This is a genomic window from Gammaproteobacteria bacterium (assembly GCA_041395725.1).
Lineage (GTDB): Bacteria > Pseudomonadota > Gammaproteobacteria > Pseudomonadales > Pseudohongiellaceae > NORP240.
Window position 1 is genome coordinate 3,272,251 of record JAWKZW010000001.1, and the last position, 17,750, is coordinate 3,290,000.

A 17,750-nucleotide genomic window follows, 5' to 3' on the forward strand; every position below is an offset into this window, starting at 1 on the left:
GATCAGGCGCATACCGGTTTAACGGCGCGGCGGGCGCTGCGCGCCAGGCGCCGGTCTGCCTGGAATAGCCCGTTGCTGTATCGTCCCGGGGCCGGGTCTGATTCCCTGATCACTTCCCCTGTCAGGTCTCAACTCCGGTCTGGCCTGCGGATCTCCCAGGTTGCGATCCCGAATCGCCCGCAGCCGCTCAGCGCGCTGTTCCTGCCTTTGCTGACGCTGCTGGGCCTGGGCTTCGAACTGCTCCCGCAGGCGGACACGCTCCTCCTCAGGCAGGCTTCGAAACTGGCGCTGTGCTCTGCGCAACTGCTGCTGCCGGTCTCGCTCCAGCTGGTTGAAGCGTTGAAACCGCTGATTGATTTCCTGCCGTTGTTGCGGGGTCAGGTTCTGAAGGCGGCGTTGAACTGTCTGGGCGGATTGTCTTTCTTCCGGTTCCATCTGCAGCCAGCGTGAAGCGCCGCGGCGCAATCTTTCCTGCCGCTCGATACTCAGTTCGTCCCATTGTTCTTCCAGTTGCTGAAGAACCCGCTGCTCCTCGTCCGAGAGCTCCGACCAGGCAAGCTTTTCCTGGGCGAAACCAATCAGGCTTGTGCTTAATAACAGGCCGCCGAGGAAAGTTTTGAATAAGGAACCAGTCTTAGTCATTTGATCAATCTTTATTCGCTTCGGGTGGTTTTGCCGGTGTTGACTCAGTTTGCGCATCGATTAATTCTGCCAGTCCGCCGGAGCTGGACCTGGCGGAGTCCAGGAATTCCCGGAATTCGGGCTGCATAAGTTCTGCCGGGCTGATCCATTCACCGCTGTTCGTTTCAAAGCTGCCCAGAAACTCCAGGAATTCAAGGTCAGGCTCCTGTGCACTGTCTGCTGGCACCCCGCTGGTTGCCCCCAGTGCCAGCGGGGCATAGCTGAGCAACAATATTCTGAACGCCGCCAGGGCATTAATTGGACAATCCATTGTCTGCCAGCCATAAGTAGAAATCCAGATTGTCATACAGTTCGATTTCGTCACTGGATGCGAACAGCAGTATGTCCGCGTCTGCCACTTCAGAACCGGTTCGGTCCGGCATGCGATAAAAAAGAGTAACCGCTGCCGCGAGGACGCAGACTGTCGCCAGTGTACCGGCCGGTACCGCCAGGCGAACCGGCGATAAGAAATCGAGAAAACTGAACCAGCGTTTCTCGGGCATTGGGCGGCGGGGTTTCCTGGCCGCTGTACCAAGCTGCGACAGGGCTGCTTTTCTCGATTGCTCCAGCCTGAACAGAATTTCCGGTTCCAGTTCTGAGACGCTGTCATCGAGACTTACCCGCACAGCGGTCAGAAAGTTCTCTTCGCCATCATTGACACTTTCTCGCATCGGTTCTCTGGCCAAGGCCCTGGCGCGAATTTCGTCCAGCCTTTCAAGAGTAGGGCCATCCAGATTGTCCACGCTCCTGTCGAGCTGGCGGCGGATGCTGCCCAGCATTTTGTCCTGCTCGTGTGCAGTCATGGCCAGAATTCCCCCAATTGATCACGCAGGCTGTGTACAGCCCGGGAGTAATGGGTTTTCACGCTGCCCTCGGCACAGGACATGGCCTGTGCGGTCTGCTTGACATCCAGGCCTTCCCAGGCTCTTAACAGTAAAGCCTGTTGCTGCCGCAGCGGCAGGTTGGTGAGTGCTGTCTGCAATATTTCCATGCTTGTATCGGTTTGCAAAAGTTCCTCGGGAGTCCGCCCGTGGGGGTCTGCGCTGGATTGAATCGGGTCTTCCTCCTGGTCGTCCCCGCCATTGGTCAAGAAACCCAGGTGGCGGCGTCGCACCGTGTTGCGGCGATACCAGTCGTTGATTTTACTTTGCAGGATGCGATAAAAAAGCGGCTGCCATTCGCTGGCTGGTCGCTCCGTGTATTTTTCCACCAGCTTGAACATGGCGTCCTGCACCAGATCCAACGCGTCTTCTTTGTTACCGGTGGCCAGTTGCGCCATGCGAAATGCACGGCCCTGGATGTCAGTCAGAAAACTGTCCAACTGTGTCGTCTTGTCCAGAACGGGCTCCCGATATAAGCGTTGACTTTCCACGTTTGCTTTTCCTCTGGCACCTTTTTACCAGGCGCCCTGTCCGCAGCCCTGTATCGGAATCGTTCCCGCGCCAATGTCCCTGAAGAGTTTAACGCGCAGGTTGGGGAACGGTTGACAGCTGTTTTCTGGCATCAACAGGGCCGTGTCTGTAGCGGAATGGCAGTGGGGCGTGAGTATGGCCAGTGCGGCCGTATCTAAGGAACCTCTGATTAATCAGGTTCCCTAATCGAATATCCCGAAGGTAATGATGCTCAGCCAGGAACGGCCTCGTTGCTCTTGAGTCGGGTCGTCCTGAGCGTTGATGATCTCCTGGCTTCCCGACGTTCTGGGGCGAGCGACTGGTGCCAGTCGGGGCTCGCTGCTGTTGTCACCCAGCAATCCGAAGGTCGCTGTGTAGAGCAGAGACGGGTCGGTGACTTCCGAGCGGATGAGGAACTCCCCATTGTCGTCAAGGGAGGCGTGCTGAGGGTAGTTTTCCCGCAGGACAGTCAGAGAGGAATCGGCCAGGTCGTTCAGCCCCAAGCGCAGGTAGCATTCCACCATGATAGACAATCCCTCAGAAACTGCGGGAGTGCCCTGAAAATTCTCCACCACGTAGCTGGCTCGATTCAAGGCGGCCACGTAGGCCCGCCGTGAGAGATAATAGTTTGCCACGTGGATTTCATACTGGCCGAGGCTGTTGCGCAGATAGACCATGCGGGCTCGTGCATCGGCCGCATAGGGGCTGTCCGGGTAGAGTGCCAGCAGCTGTGAAAATTCGGCGAACGATTCCCGCGCCTTGCCCGGATCCCGCTTGGAGGGGTCGGTGGGAAGGAATCGGTCCAGGAAGCTGTTGTCGGCCGTAAATGACGACAGCCCCTTCATATAGTAGGCATAGTCGATATTGGGGTCTTCCGGATTAAGGCGGATAAATCGGTCGGCGGCGGCGATGGCAGCCTCGAGATCGCCATTACGGTAGTAAGCATAAACGAGTTCGATCTGAGCCTGAGTGGCAAAGCGCCCGAACGGAAAGCGGGCTTCAAGGGCCTGGTAGGTGGCGATCGCTGCCCGGAAATTCTGCGCGTTGAGCTGTTGCGAGGCGAGCTGATAAAACTGCTCTTCCGTGCTCAGGGCTGCAAATTCATCCTCTTCGTCATCGCCAAAGAGGCCGCAGCCAGAGAGAAGCAGGGCGCAGGTCAGTAAAACTGCGAGTCGAGACTGAAACTGGTACAAAACGTTTCCTTTCACTTTTCCTTTGCGTTATATCGCCTTACGTCGGTTGCTTACTTTTGCGGGGACTCACGGGCGCCTATTTAAACACAGGCCATCCGCGAAGCCTATAGCATCGTGCCCCGGCGTCCCGTATACAGTATCATGGCGCCCCATGAGCACTCATATAGCATTGCAGGCCGAGGTCACTGACGAACTTTCCGGCAAACGGTTAGACCAGGTAGCGGCCAAATTGTTTCCGGAATTTTCCCGTGCCCGCCTGCAAAACTGGATTAGGGCCGGCAGTCTGCTGGTAAATGGAGAGATCCGGCGTAGCCGGGACAAAGTCTTCGAAGAGGACCTGCTAAGCGTTGACGCCGAACTCAGTGCGGAAGAAGAGTGGTCCGCTGAGCCGATGACGCTGGATATCGTTTACGAGGATGGCAGCTTGCTGGTGCTCAATAAGGCGGCAGGAGCGGTTGTTCACCCTGCAGCGGGTCACAGGGCCGGAACCCTGCTGAACGGTCTGTTGCATCACTGCCCACAGCTGGAATCGGTGCCTCGCGCTGGAATCGTGCACCGGCTCGACAAAGATACCACCGGGCTGCTGGTGGTAGCCAAAACCCTGCAGGCTCACACGTCACTGGTGAAGCAGTTACAGACCAGAACCATGAGCCGTGAATACGAAGCAGTGGTCAATGGTGTGTTAACTGCTGGCGGCACCATTGATCTGCCGATCGGTCGGCATCCAGTGAATCGTAAAAGGCAGGCGGTGACTCACAGTGGCAAGGAAGCAATAACCCACTACACGGTAATCAGGCGCTTCCGGGCGCATACTCATGTCTGCGTGAAGCTGGAAACCGGGCGGACTCACCAGATTCGGGTGCATTTCGCTCATCTGCATTATCCCTTGATCGGCGATAAGCTCTATGGGGGGCGATTGCGGATTCCTGCCGGTTGCAGCGAGCAACTGGAGCAGATGTTGCGCCGCTTTGGTCGCCAGGCCCTGCACGCAAAACGGCTGGGATTGATTCATCCCGACAGCGGTGAGCCGGTCAGCTGGGAGACGGAGTTACCGGCGGACATGCGAAAGTTGCTGCAGGCGCTCGAACAGGATGTTTGATAGGGAGGGCACCAAGTCCACCTTCCTGGTGCCAGACTGGCAGGTGCCTGACAACATTGTTGCACACACTACTACACGCTATCGCGGTTTCAGTCGGGGTGACTTTGGCGGCCTCAACCTGGCGACACATGTCGGTGATGAGGCCGCCGATGTGGCGAGCAACCGCGATCTGCTGGTCAGAGAACTGGACGCTGCGGTCAGCCTGCAGTGGCTGGATCAGGTGCATGGCACTGACGTTGTTCAGGCCAGGCGTGACTCGCAGGCCCGGCGGGCGGACGCGGTTATCACTACCGAGCGTAACCTGGCCTGCTGCGTATTGACTGCCGATTGCCTGCCGGTATTTTTTGCCAGCCAACAGGGCGACGCGGTGGGCGTGGCCCATGCCGGGTGGCGCGGGCTGGCAGCAGGCATCCTGGAAAATACGCTGTCCGCATTTCCGGCCCCTCCCGCCGAGACAGCAGTCTGGCTGGGTCCGGCCATTGGACCCTGCCATTTCGAAGTGGGAGGCGAAGTACGGGAAGCCTTTCTGGGCGCAGCCAGCGGAGCACTGCGCGCTGCCCTTCACGAGTGTTTCCAGGCTGTTCCAGGACAAGACAAGTACCTGGCCAATCTCTACGGGCTGGCCACTGCGAGGTTGCAGCAACAGGGAGTCCAGGCTATCAGTGGGGGCGGATTCTGTACGTATTGTGACGCGGACCAATTCTACTCGTTCCGGCGGCGGGCCCGAACCGGCCGCATGGCAAGCTTGATCTATCTCAAAGACTGACTGCTTTTCTGCCATAGAAGACGCTGCTCTGCGGCTGGCGCATTGATTTTCTGGAAAACGACCTCATTTTTGCAGCAATGCAGGATTGTTCGCGAACGCCCACATGTGTGCCGGCGTAATGGGCAACCGTGAGATTGAGGAAAATCCATGAGTCTTGAAAAATTTACCAGTAAGTTGCAATCCGCGCTGAGTGATGCCCAATCCCTTGCGCTGGGTAACGACAACAACTTTATCGAACCAGTTCACCTGGTCATTGCCTTGCTTGATCAGAAGGGCGGCTCGGTGAAGCCATTACTCTCGCAGACGGGATTCAACGTTGCAGCGTTGCGCAGCCGGCTGCTGCAGGTACTGGATGACCTGCCGAAAGTGCCGGGTGGCGAGGGAGATATTTCCATTTCCCAGGATCTGGCCCGGTTGCTTAACCAGGCTGACAAGCTGGCCCAGAAAAAAGGCGACAAGTTCATCTCCAGTGAAACTATTGTACTGGTGTCGATGAGCGATAAGGGTGCCGTTGGCAAAGTGCTTAATTCATTTGGTGTTTCGGAGCAGGCTCTGGAAACCGCTATAAACAACCTGCGTGGCGGCGATACTGTGAGTGATGCCGGTGCCGAAGACGCCTGGCAGGCCCTGTCGCGCTATTGTGTGGATCTTACCGAAAAAGCCGAAGCCGGCGAGCTGGATCCTGTCATCGGCCGCGACAGCGAAATCCGCCGCACCATCCAGGTGCTGCAGCGCCGCACCAAGAACAACCCAGTGCTGATCGGCGAGCCGGGTGTGGGTAAAACCGCAATTGTTGAAGGGCTGGCCCAGCGTATCGTTAATGGTGAGGTGCCCGAAGGCCTCAAGGACAAGAAAATCCTGGCGCTGGATATGGGCTCGTTGATTGCCGGAGCCAAGTTTCGTGGTGAGTTTGAAGAGCGTCTCAAAGCCGTTCTGAATGAACTGTCCAAGCAGGAAGGTTCGGTCATTCTTTTTATTGACGAGCTTCATACCATGGTGGGTGCCGGCAAAGCCGAGGGTGCCATGGACGCCGGCAACATGCTGAAACCTGCGCTTGCCCGTGGTGAATTGCATTGCGTGGGTGCCACTACGCTGGACGAATACCGACAGTACATTGAAAAGGATGCCGCACTGGAACGACGTTTCCAGAAAGTGCTGGTCGAAGAGCCGACCGAGGAAGACACTATCGCAATTCTGCGCGGTCTGAAGGAACGCTACGAAGTCCACCATGGAGTGGATATTTCTGATTCTGCCATCATTGCAGCGGCTAAACTTTCACAGCGCTACATTACTGACCGCCAGCTGCCTGATAAGGCTATCGATCTGGTGGACGAAGCCGCCAGTCTGATCAGAATGGAAATCGATTCCAAGCCGGAAGAAATGGATCGGCTCGAACGCAGGCTGATTCAGCTTAAAATCGAGCAGGAAGCTCTCAAGAAGGACGAAGATGAGGCTACGCAGAAGCGTAAGCTAAAGCTGGCTGAAGATATCGCCAGGCTGGAAAAAGAATACTCAGACCTGGAGGAGATCTGGAAGGCAGAGAAGGCTTCCCTGCAGGGTGCGCAGTCGTTCAAGAGCGGATTGGAAAAAGCCCGCCATGATCTCGAAACGGCGCGTCGGGCGGGTGACCTAGCACGTATGTCGGAGATCCAGTACGGGGTGATTCCGGATCTGGAGAAAAAACTGGAACAGGCTGCATTAGCCGAAACCCAGGAGAGGCAACTGTTGCGCAACCGCGTGACCGAGCAGGAAATTGCCGACGTGGTGTCACGTTGGACCGGGATTCCGGTAAGCAAGATGCTGCAGGGGGATAAGGAAAAATTGCTGCAGATGGAGCAGGCGTTGCACCGGCGGGTAATCGGCCAGGACGAGGCGGTCAATGCGGTGGCAAACGCGGTACGTCGATCCCGTTCCGGGCTTTCCGATCCCAATCGACCTAACGGCTCATTCCTGTTTCTTGGGCCTACTGGGGTTGGTAAGACAGAACTGTGCAAGGCATTGGCGGAATTTCTGTTCGATACCGAAGATGCCATGGTGCGTATCGATATGTCTGAGTTCATGGAACAGCACTCAGTTGCCAGGCTGATCGGTGCGCCGCCGGGCTATGTGGGGTACGAGGAGGGTGGCTACCTGACTGAGGCGGTTCGACGGCGGCCCTACTCGGTGCTGCTGCTCGATGAAGTGGAAAAGGCCCATCCAGATGTTTTCAACATCCTGTTGCAGGTAATGGATGACGGGCGCCTGACGGACGGTCATGGCAGAACGGTGGATTTCCGCAATACTGTGATCGTAATGACATCGAACCTGGGGTCGGATCGAATTCAGGAAGCGATGCAGAGTGGAGTGCCGGACGAGCAGACCTACGAGTCGGTCAAGAACACCGTGCTGTCGGTGGTGGTTAAACACTTTTCGCCGGAGTTTGTGAATCGTATCGACGAGACGGTAGTCTTTCATCCACTCGCAAAAGAGCAGATTCGGGGCATTGCCGATATCCAGATTCAATTGCTCAACAAGCGCCTGGCCGATAGTGAGCTGAGCCTGGAGGTGTCAGACGCCGTGCTGGACAAGATTGCCGGCCTCGGCTACGACCCGGTCTATGGTGCTCGCCCGCTTAAGCGCGCGATTCAGAACTGGATCGAGAATCCATTGGCGCAGCAGGTGATCCAGGGGCTGTACGGGCCGGGTGACCGGATTCGCATCGCTGTCGATGCGGATGGCGAGTTCAGTTTCGAAAAGCTGGCGCCAGCCGGGTAGAGTATCTATTTGAATCTGGTTCTTACTGTGGTTCTTTTTAGAGACCGCACCACCCCGGGGGGGGCTGCCGACAGAGCGACGCACATCCCTCCGGGATTCCCTCCCTCGGTCAAAAGCCCTGAAGGACGGTCTCCTTCGGTCAGTCGGTGCTGCGTTTTGATTGCTCCGCCGGCAGATCCCCCCCCCCGCCGTGGTGCTCAGTGCGAGATTCTAACCTTGGTAATTTGATGAAAGGATGCAACAGCTCTTCCGTAAACCTATTTGCTTGAACAGCTATTTGCAATTACTAAAGTCTTGTTCGAAGTCACTGGATGTCACTGGATAATGAGTGTCACTTAGTGCCAAGGTGCGGTCGGCAGCGGGCCGGTGGGCTGCAATCAAGGACCAGCACTGGGCGGAGAAAAATGAACGTTTTCCAGGGCATTTTTCAGAGTGAAGGGACCCGGGACGGGCGCGGCCCGAAGCCCACAGACCCCTCAGCCTGCCGCGCCGCTCGAAGCCCCTCTGGTAACCCCAATCCCACCCCTTGCCAGCACTAAAAGCACCACCAATTAACAATCACCGTTGGCCATGAACACATCCGACCCCCAAGATGATCAATCAGAGACGCTTCAGCCCGTCACGATTCCTTGACTTTGTCCCATAAGCTGGGAAAATAGCGGGTTGCTTTTTGGCAGAAAGAGAAGGCAACCCCTCATCCTATCTGCTGTGACTCTGGCACAAGCATTTACTACCCCGGCCAGGGTCGCTGTCTAGGTGTCAGAAAACATCCACCTAAGGCTTCTATCACGTTATCACGTAGGTAGCCGACATGAAGCAGGAAAATCACGAATTCGTGGCAGGTGAGTCTGCGCCGCGGAGTAACCGAGATTCTGTAGCGGTGATTCGTGCCAACGCTTTATGTAACTGAAAACACTCATTCTGAACGATACCGGTGCGCAGGGCGGTCCGATGCCCGTGGCTGGTGTTTTTGAAGTAATCAAATTACGTAGTAGTTAAATTAAGTCATAGCAAGCTAGAGGCGAAAGAAAGTGGACTTACTCTCCGGTGGTGAAATGTTGATTCGTGCCCTGCACGATGAAGGTGTCGAGATAATCTTTGGCTATCCCGGCGGCGCCGTGCTGCACATATACGACGCACTATTCAATCAGGACAAGGTTGAGCATATCCTGGTGCGCCATGAGCAGGCTGCAACACATGCGGCAGATGGTTATGCGCGGGCCACCGGCAAACCGGGCGTGGTGCTGGTCACATCGGGGCCCGGTGCCACTAACGCGATAACCGGTATTGCCACCGCGTACATGGATTCCATTCCCATGGTAGTCATTTCCGGCCAGGTTGAAAGCAAGCTGATAGGTTCGGACGGCTTCCAGGAAACCGACATGGTGGGTATATCCCGGCCGATCGTAAAGCACAGCTTTATGGCCCAGAATCCGGCTGAGATTCCAATGCTGGTTAAGAAAGCTTTCCATATCGCCACCACCGGGCGTCCCGGACCGGTCGTAATCGATATTCCCAAAGACGTCACCGACCCCAAGGTCAAGTTGCCTTACCAATACCCCAGATCTATCAAGATGCGCTCCTACTCGGTGCCAGGTAAGGGGCACACCGGTCAGATCAAAAAGGCGATGGAGATTCTGCTTGCCGCCAAGCGGCCGGTCATTTACGCCGGTGGCGGCGTGATTCAGGGTGAAGGGTGTGCACTGTTAACGAAACTGACCAAACAACTGGGCTACCCGATTACCAATACCCTGATGGGGCTTGGTGCGTTTCCGGGCAACCACAAACAGTTCCTCGGTATGCTGGGCATGCATGGAACTTACGAAGCCAATATGTCCATGCACTACGCCGATGTGGTGTTGGGTATCGGTGTTCGTTTCGATGATCGGGTCACCAATTCTGATGTCAGCAAATTTTGCCCTGATGCCAAAATTCTGCACATCGATATTGACCCGGCTTCCATCTCAAAAACGGTCACGGCTGATGTGCCCATCGTCGGCTCCGTGACTGCGGTTTTAAAAGAGATGCTGGAGCTGCTTGAGTCAGCGGAACAGAAAGTGGATAAAAAATCCCTGGCGGTCTGGTGGAAGCAGATCGAGCAGTGGCGGGAGCGGGACAGCTTAAAGATCCCTGCTTCGGAAGGGGACATCATCAAACCACAAAGTGTTATCAAGGCGCTGTATGAGGTGACCAAGGGAGACGCCTACATCTCGTCCGATGTAGGCCAGCACCAGATGTTCGCCGCCCAGCATTACCCGTTTGCCAAGCCACGGCGGTGGATAAATTCGGGCGGGCTGGGGACTATGGGGTTCGGACTGCCTGCGGCTATGGGGGTGCAGTTCGCATTTCCCAAGGCCACTTCGGTCTGCGTGACCGGGGAGGGCAGTTTTCAAATGAACCTGCAGGAGTACGCGACCTGCATGCAGTACCAGTTACCCATAAAGATTATCTGCCTGAACAATCAGGCTCTCGGCATGGTGAAGCAATGGCAGGATATGCAGTACGGCGGGCGCTACTCCCACAGTACCTACGCCGAGTCGCTGCCGGACTTTACCAAGCTGGCAGAAGCCTATGGGCATGTGGGCATTCGTATCGAGAAAATGTCGGAGCTGCATGAAAAGATGGAAGAGGCCTTTGCGCTCAAGGACAAGTTGGTGTTCGTTGATGTGCTGGTGGATCCAGAGGAGCATGTGTATCCCATGGCGATCAAGGGTGGCGCAATGAAGGATATGATTTTGAGCAAAACGGAGCGTACATAAGATGAGGCACATTATTTCCGTATTGTTGGAGAACGAGCCCGGCGCCCTGTCGCGCGTGGTAGGGCTGTTTTCTCAGCGCAACTACAACATCGAATCCCTCACTGTTGCGCCTACCGAGGATCATTCCCTGTCCAGGCTGACACTGACGACTGCGGGTGATGATCGCAAAATCGAGCAGATTACCAAGCACCTTAACAAACTGGTTGATGTGGTAAAGCTGGTAGATCTGTCCGAAGGCGCGCACGTGGAGCGTGAGTTGATGCTGATCAAGGTAAAGGCCAGCGGCGTGCAGCGAGCAGAGGTCAAGCGGACGGCTGACGTCTTTCGTGGCCAGGTAGTGGATATGACTCAGAACACTTTTACAGTCCAGTTGGCAGGCACCAGCGACAAACTGGATGGCTTTATAAGCGCCATTGGCTCGGCATCAGTGCTTGAGGTAGTTAGAACCGGTGTGTCGGGTATTGCCCGCGGAGAAAAGGTGCTGAGTCTTTAGGTCAGCAGGGGCTGGCTGTTTCGTTCAGTCGGTCTGATCCCCGTAGCGAATGAATTTACTGGTAGCCTTGTGCCTGCTGTATTGAGGTATCCAGCCCCTGTGGGGGGCGGGGCAACAGGATGGGATTCGTGCGGTAAACGGCCGGACTGACAGGATGTTCAATACAAGCAGAAGATAAAAAATGGGCCTCTATCGAGGCCCATTTTTGCTGGGTGGAATTGGTCGAACCTTTTGTTTGTTGGCCGGACCGAAGTTTGTCTGTCGACCTATACCAGCTTCTTCATGGCGGTCATGTGCGATCGCAATTGCTTACCGACAGTTTCGATGGGGTGGCTGCGAATCTTGTCGTTCACGGCGATAAGTTCCGCATTATCGACGCCATGATCTGTCAGTTGCAGGCCTTGGCCTATCACATCTATGTCGATGTCCCGCATAAAGTCTTCCAGCAGTGGAACGCAGGCGTTGGCAAACAGGTAACAGCCGTATTCAGCGGTGTCAGAAATTACCTTGTTCATCTCGTAAAGTTTCTTGCGGCCGATCAGGTTGGCGATCAGCGGTACCTCATGGAGAGATTCGTAATAGGCTGACTCGGCAATGATGCCGCTGGAAGTCATGGTTTCGAAGGCAAGCTCCACGCCTGCTTTTACCATTGCCACCATCAGTATGCCGCGGTCATAGTATTCTTGTTCGGAAATTTCCATCTCACCTGCGGCTGTTTTTTCAAACGGGGTTTCCGCTGTTTCCTCGCGCCAGCCAAGCAGATTCCTGTCGTCGTTTGCCCAGTCTTCCATCATAGTTGAGGAAAACTCACCGGTGATAATGTCGTCCATATGCTTCTGGAACAGCGGGGCCATGATTTCTTTCAGTTCGTCCGCCACAGAAAAGGCTACAATCTTGGCTGGATTTGACAGCCTGTCCATCATGTTGGTAATGCCGCCATGCTTGAGGCCTTCGGCGACTGTTTCCCAGCCATGCTGACACAGCTTTGATGCATAAGCCGGGTCCAACCCTTTTTCTACCATTTTGTTAAAGCACAACAGCGTGCCGGTTTGCAGCATGCCACAGAGAATGGTCTGCTCACCCATAAGGTCTGATTTTACTTCGGCGATGAATGAAGATTCCAGAACCCCGGCACGATGACCGCCGGTGGCTACAGCGTAGGCCTTGGCAATTTCGAGGCCGTTGCCATTCGGATCGTTCTCTGCATGGACAGCGATCAGGGTAGGGACGCCAAAGCCACGCTTGTATTCTTCCCGGACTTCTGAGCCAGGGGATTTGGGCGCCACCATGATGACGGTAATGTCGTCACGTATCTGCATGCCTTCTTCCACGACATTAAAACCGTGCGAATAGGCCAGCGCGGAACCTTGTTTCATCAGCGGCATGATCTGCTCGACCACGGCGCTATGCTGTTTGTCCGGCGTCAGGTTCAGCACCAGATCGGCAGTGGGAATCAGTTCCTCGTAAGTACCGACTGTAAAGCCGTTTTCAGTGGCGTTCTTCCAGGAGGGGCGCTGCTCAGAGATCGCGGCGGCGCGCAGTGCATAGGCAATGTCCAGGCCGCTGTCGCGCATGTTGAGGCCCTGATTCAGACCCTGAGCCCCACAGCCTACGATGACGATTTTTTTACCTTTCAGCGTGTTAACACCGTCGGTAAACTCCGAGCTGTCCATGAAGCGACATTTGCCCAGCTGTTGCAGCTGCAGGCGCAGGGGTAGGGTGTTGAAATAATTCATCGCAAATCTCCGTCAGTAGGTTGTGCGGTGGCTGCTGCCACTTTGGATGGGTAAGAGGTTTCTGGGGCGGCATGGTAGGTGATAATAGTCGTTGCGTAAAATGATATATTCGCAATATTATATTTCGAATAATGAAATATTACCGGGCTGGCTGCCCGTCAGGAATGCGCTTGTGGACACTCGTGAACTGCAGATATTTAATCACCTGGCCAGGACGCTGCATTTTTCCAGGACCAGTGCGGAGTGTTATATCAGTCCTTCCAGTCTGACTCGACTGATACAGCGCCTTGAGGATGAACTTGGCGTGCAACTTTTTGAGCGGGACAATCGCACTGTGCGCCTCACCAAGGCCGGCGAACTGTTTCGTGAATATGCCGATGAGTCACTGCAGAGCTGGGAGCTGCTGCGGCGGCGGCTGGTAAGTCAGTCAACCAGTCTGTCCGGCCGTCTCAGCGTATTCTGCTCGGTCACTGCCAGCTATTCGTTTCTGAAAGTTCTGCTGGATCAGTTTCGGGCCCAGTATCCTGGTGTCGAGATTCAATTGCATACGGGCGACACGGCTCTGACCATTCAGCGAGTGCTCGAGGAACAGGAAGATATCGGAATCGCTGCCCGGCCGGATCAGTTGCCCGGAAAGCTGCGCTTCAAACCGATCGGGGAATCCCCCTTGGTATTTATTGCTCCGTCTGCTGATTGTCCCCTGAAGGAGCGGCTGGAGGCCTACCGGCGAGAGGATCGCTCCATTCCCTGGAATGAAATCCCCATGGTGCTGTCGGAAACCGGGCTCGCACGGCAGCGGGTAAACGGCTGGTTCAGGGAGCAGGGAATCAGGCCTTTAGTTTATGCCCAGGTCACGGGCAACGAAGCGATCGTCAGCATGGTCAGTCTGGGTTTTGGCGTGGGAGTAGTTCCTGCTCTGGTGGTGGAGAACAGTCCCAAGCAGGCCAAGGTGGAGACGCTTGCCGTGCACCCCGTTCTTGAGCCATTTACAATCGGGATCTGCAGTCTGCGCAGGAAATTGAGTAATCCGCTGGTTCGCGCCTTCTGGGAACTGGCTGGCAAAACCGACAGTACGCAGCTGGAAACCTGAGGGCAGGGGCAAACAACAACCAGACGACAAGCAGCAAACAAACAAACAAACAAACAAACAAACAAACAACAAACAATTACCAACTATCAATCAGCAAACAGAAAGCAACAGCCAGGATAGGGGGGCATAGCCTGGTCGATACCGGCGTGTGAACTTTTCAACGGGTGATAAGAGAAAAACAGTTTCTAACCGCCACAGGCGTTATAATACGCGGCCAGCTTAAAATGCAGTCTCAACTCGCAGGCTAAATTTAATGGAAAAACAAGAAGATAAAGATCGAACCGAAAGTGTTCTCCCTATAGATGAGCATGAAGAGTTCGTTTCCGAAGGAGGCAGACGGGTCCGCAGGCAGGGTATTTACCTGTTGCCAAATCTGCTGACACTTGGTGCTCTTTTCTCCGGTTTCTACGCCATCATCGCCGGCATGGGAGGCGATTTCAACGCGGCCGGATGGGCGGTACTGATCGCTTCTGTGTTTGACGGCCTGGACGGCAGGGTGGCGCGTCTCACCGGCACGCAGAGCGCCTTTGGTGCCGAGTTCGACAGCCTCTCGGATATGGTTTCCTTCGGCATGGCGCCGGCGCTGATTGCGTTCTCGTGGGGGCTGTCCTCGCTGGGCAATCCTGGCTGGGCTGCCGCGTTTATCTTCATGTCCTGCGCCGCTCTGCGGTTGGCAAGATTCAACGTGCAACTGGGTACCGTCAGCAAGCGGTTTTTCGTGGGGTTGCAGAGTCCTGTCGCGGCAGGGTTGGTTACTTTCTGTGTCTGGGTAGCTGCGCTTTACGAGGTTCGAGTGACGCCGGGTATTGCTTATACGCTGGCGGGCATCACGGTCATTGCCGGGTTACTGATGGTTTCCAACTACCGCTATTTCAGTTTCAAGGAAATGAATTTAAAGGGGACTGTTCCCTATGTCGTGTTTCTGATGTTCGTGGCGATGCTGGTACTTATCGCTCAGAATCCTCACGAAACGCTGCTGGGAATGTGCGTTTTGTACGCCCTGTCCGGTCCGGTTTTATGGATATATCGGCGCCAGGGAGGGGGATCTGGTAAGGGTGGCGCACAAACCGCTGGGGCGGTGGCCATTGATGGCGTGTCCGGCCCCGCTGGGCAAGCGCCTGATAATTCCACCCTCAGTGCAGGGAAATCATCGACAGGAGCGGGTAAGGGAAGGGCAAGTGCGAAAGCGATAAGTGCTGGGGGCAACGGCGAGGTCGGAGAAGATAAAAGCGGAGCTGGTCGGGAAGCCGGTGCTGAAGCTGCAGAGCCCGCAGTACACAATCCCGCAGTACACAATAAGGAAGAGTCGTCAGCAAACGATCCCGACAAGGCGTCGACCAGGTCAACCTCGAGGAATGATAAGAATCTGTTGCACCGCCAGGAAGGAGAGTCGGATTCAACGCAGAGGAAAGTCTGGCAGAAGTACACTGCAAGCCGTCGCAACAGGTTAGTGGCGAAGCAGGACCGGAAGAGCAGTCGGCTTATTACACCAAAATGGCGGGCTGAAGTAACAGCCGCCGGCAGCGCCTCGGCAAAGCGGCCGAACAGGCAAATGTTACAGGCCCGGCGGCTAACCGACAGGGTAAAACTGAAGGGCAAATCAAAAATAAACAGCTGAAGAAAAGCGCGAGCCGTGAAAAGAGACAGGTGAGCAGTTGCAGCTAACAGGCTCTGGTGGCAGCGACCAGCCCAGTGGCCGCCGCACTGCCAGAGAGCGCAGCGGGTTTATCTGGAATCAATCCGGCTTGCCATGGGTTACGTAACCCATGTAGTGAACCTTAGACTACGAGTTCCAGACAATTAAATCAGACTAGAGAGCGGAATAGAGAAATGTTGATCAAGAAACCGTCCGACATCAAGCCCTCCGAAATAACACCTGAAGCAGTTTTCAAAAACCGCCGCCAGTTCATGACTGGAGCTGGAGCCCTCGCTCTGGGGGCAGCAACGGGTTCATTACCTGAGCTTACGATGGCGCAGGACGGCGATGCCCTCAAGGCCAGAGCGCCGATGAGTCTGACGCGCTCAGCCCCGGCGGAGTGGTGGGAGCCAAAGTTCGCCACTATCAAGCCGGCCCCGGATACCGGGCCTTACTATACCGGTGAGGCGTTGACCCCGTATGAAGACGTCACCCGCTATAACAACTTCTATGAATTCGGAATGGACAAGGGCGATCCATCCCGCAATTCCGGGCGTTTCGAAGTAGACCCCTGGTCCGTGGAAATCGGCGGCGAGTGCGCCAGGCCGGGAACTTACAATCTGGAAGATATAATCAGGCCGCACGACCTGGAAGAACGGATTTATCGGCTTCGATGCGTTGAAGCCTGGTCTATGGTGATTCCGTGGATCGGATTTCCTCTGGCTGATCTGTTGAAGCGTTTTGAACCAAACTCCCGGGCTCGCTACGTGGAATTTCAAACCGCAGTGGACCGTGATTCCATGCCCGGGGTGCGCTCACCGTTCTCCATAATTCGCTGGCCCTATCAGGAGGGGCTGCGCATCGACGAGGCCATGAACGAACTGACTTTCATGGCGGTCGGTGTCTACGGCAACTATCTCCCGCCGCAAAACGGCGCACCCATGCGGCTGGTGGTGCCGTGGAAGTACGGTTTCAAGAGTATCAAATCAATCGTACGTATCAATTTTGTAGAAGAGCAGCCGAGCACCAGCTGGAACGACCTGCAACCCAGTGAGTATGGCTTCTACGCCAATGTGAATCCCGAAGTGCATCATCCCCGCTGGCGTCAGGACACCGAAAGGCGATTGCCGCACACACTATTCAGCCGCCCTATTATCAAAACCTTGCCGTTCAATGGCTACGGCGAGCAGGTTGCCAGCCTGTATGAGGGTATGGATTTAGCGCGCTATTTCTGATGACTGACGACAGTAGGGTCGGTACGTTTGACTAACAGTGGAATCGGGATACAGAAAGGCATCAAGCTGGGAGTTTTCTGTATCTCGCTGCTGCCCTTCCTGTATCTATTCTATCTGGTCTGGACCAATAACCTTGGCCCCGACCCTGGCGAAACTCTGGCCAAGGAATCCGGCGAATGGACCTTCAGGTACCTGCTTGCCACCCTGGCCATCACTCCGCTCCAGCAACTGACTGGCTGGCGAATAACCAATCGCTATCGTCGCATGATCGGCCTCTATGCGTTGTTTTATGCCAGCGCTCACTTCCTGGTCTATCTCATGTTTCTGCTGGGGTTCCGCTGGTCGGCTCTGTATCAGGAAATTCTGGAACGGCCTTATATTACAGTAGGCTTTTCTGCTTTCGTAATCCTGGTGGCGTTGGGTATTACGTCGCCCAAAGCGATGCTTAGAAGGCTGGGTAAGAACTGGAAACGCTTGCATCGTTTCATCTACCTGGCCGCTGTTCTGGTCATGATCCATATGATCTGGATATTGCGATCTGATTACGGAGAAGCGCTGTTGTACGGTGGTGTGCTTGCAATACTGTTGGGGTATCGGCTGCTGGGTTACCTTCGCAAAACAGCCGCTAATCACCGGCGCCTGAAATCTCCCTGAGCAGGTATCAGCCCGGTCGAGGGTGATTGTGCCTGGGTTTGGCTCTTGATGGTTCGGGAAACCGCCGGAAAAGTTGTTTTTTCCCATGCGGAAGTTCGGTTGCAAAGCCGTCTCTTCGTATTTGGCCTGCTCGTTAATATCACTTATAAAACAATTGCTTATACGTTTTTGGCGAGTAAGGGGTGTGCCGGCATTAAGACTGAAAGGGATGCCCCGACCGAGACTTTGAGCGGGCGTTAAAATGGGGCCGTAGAATAAATTTG

15 protein-coding genes are annotated in these 17,750 nt (G+C 55.3%); 9 read left to right on the top strand and 6 right to left on the bottom strand.

The genetic code is table 11. The annotated features are described in order from the left end of the window. Positions 1 to 18: 18 nt before the first annotated feature. From R3F50_14420 to R3F50_14440, 5 genes are all read right to left on the bottom strand, one after another. Positions 19 to 642, bottom strand: a complete 624-nt coding sequence (locus tag R3F50_14420; GenBank protein ID MEZ5491497.1) for a DUF3106 domain-containing protein — start codon at positions 640 to 642, stop codon at positions 19 to 21. A 4-nt stretch (positions 643 to 646) separates the two neighbouring features. Beyond that, positions 647 to 952 carry a hypothetical protein gene (locus R3F50_14425; protein MEZ5491498.1) on the bottom strand — a complete coding sequence of 102 codons (306 nt, stop codon included), beginning with the start codon at positions 950 to 952 and terminating at the stop codon, positions 647 to 649. Beyond that, complete coding sequence (locus R3F50_14430; GenBank protein ID MEZ5491499.1) at positions 936 to 1,484, bottom strand: DUF3619 family protein; 549 nt, start codon at positions 1,482 to 1,484, stop codon at positions 936 to 938. Before R3F50_14430 ends, R3F50_14425 begins: the two co-directional genes overlap by 17 nt. Continuing rightward, a complete protein-coding gene (locus R3F50_14435) occupies positions 1,481 to 2,053 on the bottom strand; it encodes an RNA polymerase sigma factor (GenBank protein ID MEZ5491500.1) in 573 nt (190 codons plus the stop codon). Before R3F50_14435 ends, R3F50_14430 begins: the two co-directional genes overlap by 4 nt. Before the next feature lie 222 nt (positions 2,054 to 2,275). Then, positions 2,276 to 3,280, bottom strand: a complete 1,005-nt coding sequence (locus R3F50_14440; protein ID MEZ5491501.1) for an outer membrane protein assembly factor BamD — start codon at positions 3,278 to 3,280, stop codon at positions 2,276 to 2,278. A 136-nt stretch (positions 3,281 to 3,416) separates the two neighbouring features. Between R3F50_14440 and rluD the strand changes: the two genes are divergently transcribed. From rluD to ilvN, 5 genes are all read left to right on the top strand, one after another. Further along, positions 3,417 to 4,364 (top strand): 23S rRNA pseudouridine(1911/1915/1917) synthase RluD, encoded by a 948-nt coding sequence (rluD, locus tag R3F50_14445; GenBank protein MEZ5491502.1) that lies wholly within the window; start codon positions 3,417 to 3,419, stop codon positions 4,362 to 4,364. Beyond that, a complete protein-coding gene (pgeF, locus tag R3F50_14450) occupies positions 4,357 to 5,130 on the top strand; it encodes a peptidoglycan editing factor PgeF (GenBank protein ID MEZ5491503.1) in 774 nt (257 codons plus the stop codon). The genes rluD and pgeF overlap by 8 nt, the downstream gene beginning before the upstream one ends. Positions 5,131 to 5,277: 147 nt before the next feature. Next, on the top strand, positions 5,278 to 7,884 hold the full coding sequence (gene clpB / locus R3F50_14455; protein ID MEZ5491504.1) for an ATP-dependent chaperone ClpB: 2,607 nt from the start codon (positions 5,278 to 5,280) through the stop codon (positions 7,882 to 7,884). 1,031 nt (positions 7,885 to 8,915) lie between these two features. After that, on the top strand, positions 8,916 to 10,643 hold the full coding sequence (locus R3F50_14460; GenBank protein ID MEZ5491505.1) for an acetolactate synthase 3 large subunit: 1,728 nt from the start codon (positions 8,916 to 8,918) through the stop codon (positions 10,641 to 10,643). Between the two features lies 1 nt (position 10,644). After that, positions 10,645 to 11,136 (top strand): acetolactate synthase small subunit, encoded by a 492-nt coding sequence (gene ilvN / locus R3F50_14465; GenBank protein ID MEZ5491506.1) that lies wholly within the window; start codon positions 10,645 to 10,647, stop codon positions 11,134 to 11,136. A gap of 266 nt (positions 11,137 to 11,402) precedes the next feature. On the opposite strand, the gene ilvC is transcribed toward ilvN, so the two are convergent. After that, positions 11,403 to 12,872, bottom strand: a complete 1,470-nt coding sequence (gene ilvC, locus R3F50_14470; GenBank protein MEZ5491507.1) for a ketol-acid reductoisomerase — start codon at positions 12,870 to 12,872, stop codon at positions 11,403 to 11,405. 172 nt (positions 12,873 to 13,044) lie between these two features. Between ilvC and ilvY the strand changes: the two genes are divergently transcribed. The 4 genes from ilvY to R3F50_14490 all read left to right on the top strand — a co-directional run bounded on the left by ilvY (position 13,045) and on the right by R3F50_14490 (position 17,487). Further along, positions 13,045 to 13,962, top strand: coding sequence for an HTH-type transcriptional activator IlvY (gene ilvY / locus R3F50_14475; GenBank protein MEZ5491508.1), 918 nt, complete (start codon positions 13,045 to 13,047; stop codon positions 13,960 to 13,962). A gap of 253 nt (positions 13,963 to 14,215) precedes the next feature. Then, positions 14,216 to 15,580, top strand: coding sequence for a CDP-diacylglycerol--serine O-phosphatidyltransferase (pssA, locus tag R3F50_14480; GenBank protein MEZ5491509.1), 1,365 nt, complete (start codon positions 14,216 to 14,218; stop codon positions 15,578 to 15,580). A gap of 212 nt (positions 15,581 to 15,792) precedes the next feature. Further along, positions 15,793 to 16,833, top strand: a complete 1,041-nt coding sequence (gene msrP, locus R3F50_14485; protein ID MEZ5491510.1) for a protein-methionine-sulfoxide reductase catalytic subunit MsrP — start codon at positions 15,793 to 15,795, stop codon at positions 16,831 to 16,833. A gap of 27 nt (positions 16,834 to 16,860) precedes the next feature. Then, on the top strand, positions 16,861 to 17,487 hold the full coding sequence (locus tag R3F50_14490; protein MEZ5491511.1) for a protein-methionine-sulfoxide reductase heme-binding subunit MsrQ: 627 nt from the start codon (positions 16,861 to 16,863) through the stop codon (positions 17,485 to 17,487). Positions 17,488 to 17,750: the final 263 nt, after the last annotated feature.

Bases quoted from the DNA above. Each gene is read 5' to 3' on its own strand.
- R3F50_14420 (MEZ5491497.1), bottom strand. From the start codon at position 642: ATGACTAAGACTGGTTCCTTATTCAAAACTTTCCTCGGCGGCCTGTTA.
- R3F50_14425 (MEZ5491498.1), bottom strand. From the start codon at position 952: ATGGATTGTCCAATTAATGCCCTGGCGGCGTTCAGAATATTGTTGCTC.
- R3F50_14430 (MEZ5491499.1), bottom strand. From the start codon at position 1,484: ATGACTGCACACGAGCAGGACAAAATGCTGGGCAGCATCCGCCGCCAG.
- rluD (MEZ5491502.1), top strand. From the start codon at position 3,417: ATGAGCACTCATATAGCATTGCAGGCCGAGGTCACTGACGAACTTTCC.
- pgeF (MEZ5491503.1), top strand. From the start codon at position 4,357: ATGTTTGATAGGGAGGGCACCAAGTCCACCTTCCTGGTGCCAGACTGG.
- clpB (MEZ5491504.1), top strand. From the start codon at position 5,278: ATGAGTCTTGAAAAATTTACCAGTAAGTTGCAATCCGCGCTGAGTGAT.
- ilvN (MEZ5491506.1), top strand. From the start codon at position 10,645: ATGAGGCACATTATTTCCGTATTGTTGGAGAACGAGCCCGGCGCCCTG.
- ilvC (MEZ5491507.1), bottom strand. From the start codon at position 12,872: ATGAATTATTTCAACACCCTACCCCTGCGCCTGCAGCTGCAACAGCTG.
- pssA (MEZ5491509.1), top strand. From the start codon at position 14,216: ATGGAAAAACAAGAAGATAAAGATCGAACCGAAAGTGTTCTCCCTATA.
- msrP (MEZ5491510.1), top strand. From the start codon at position 15,793: ATGTTGATCAAGAAACCGTCCGACATCAAGCCCTCCGAAATAACACCT.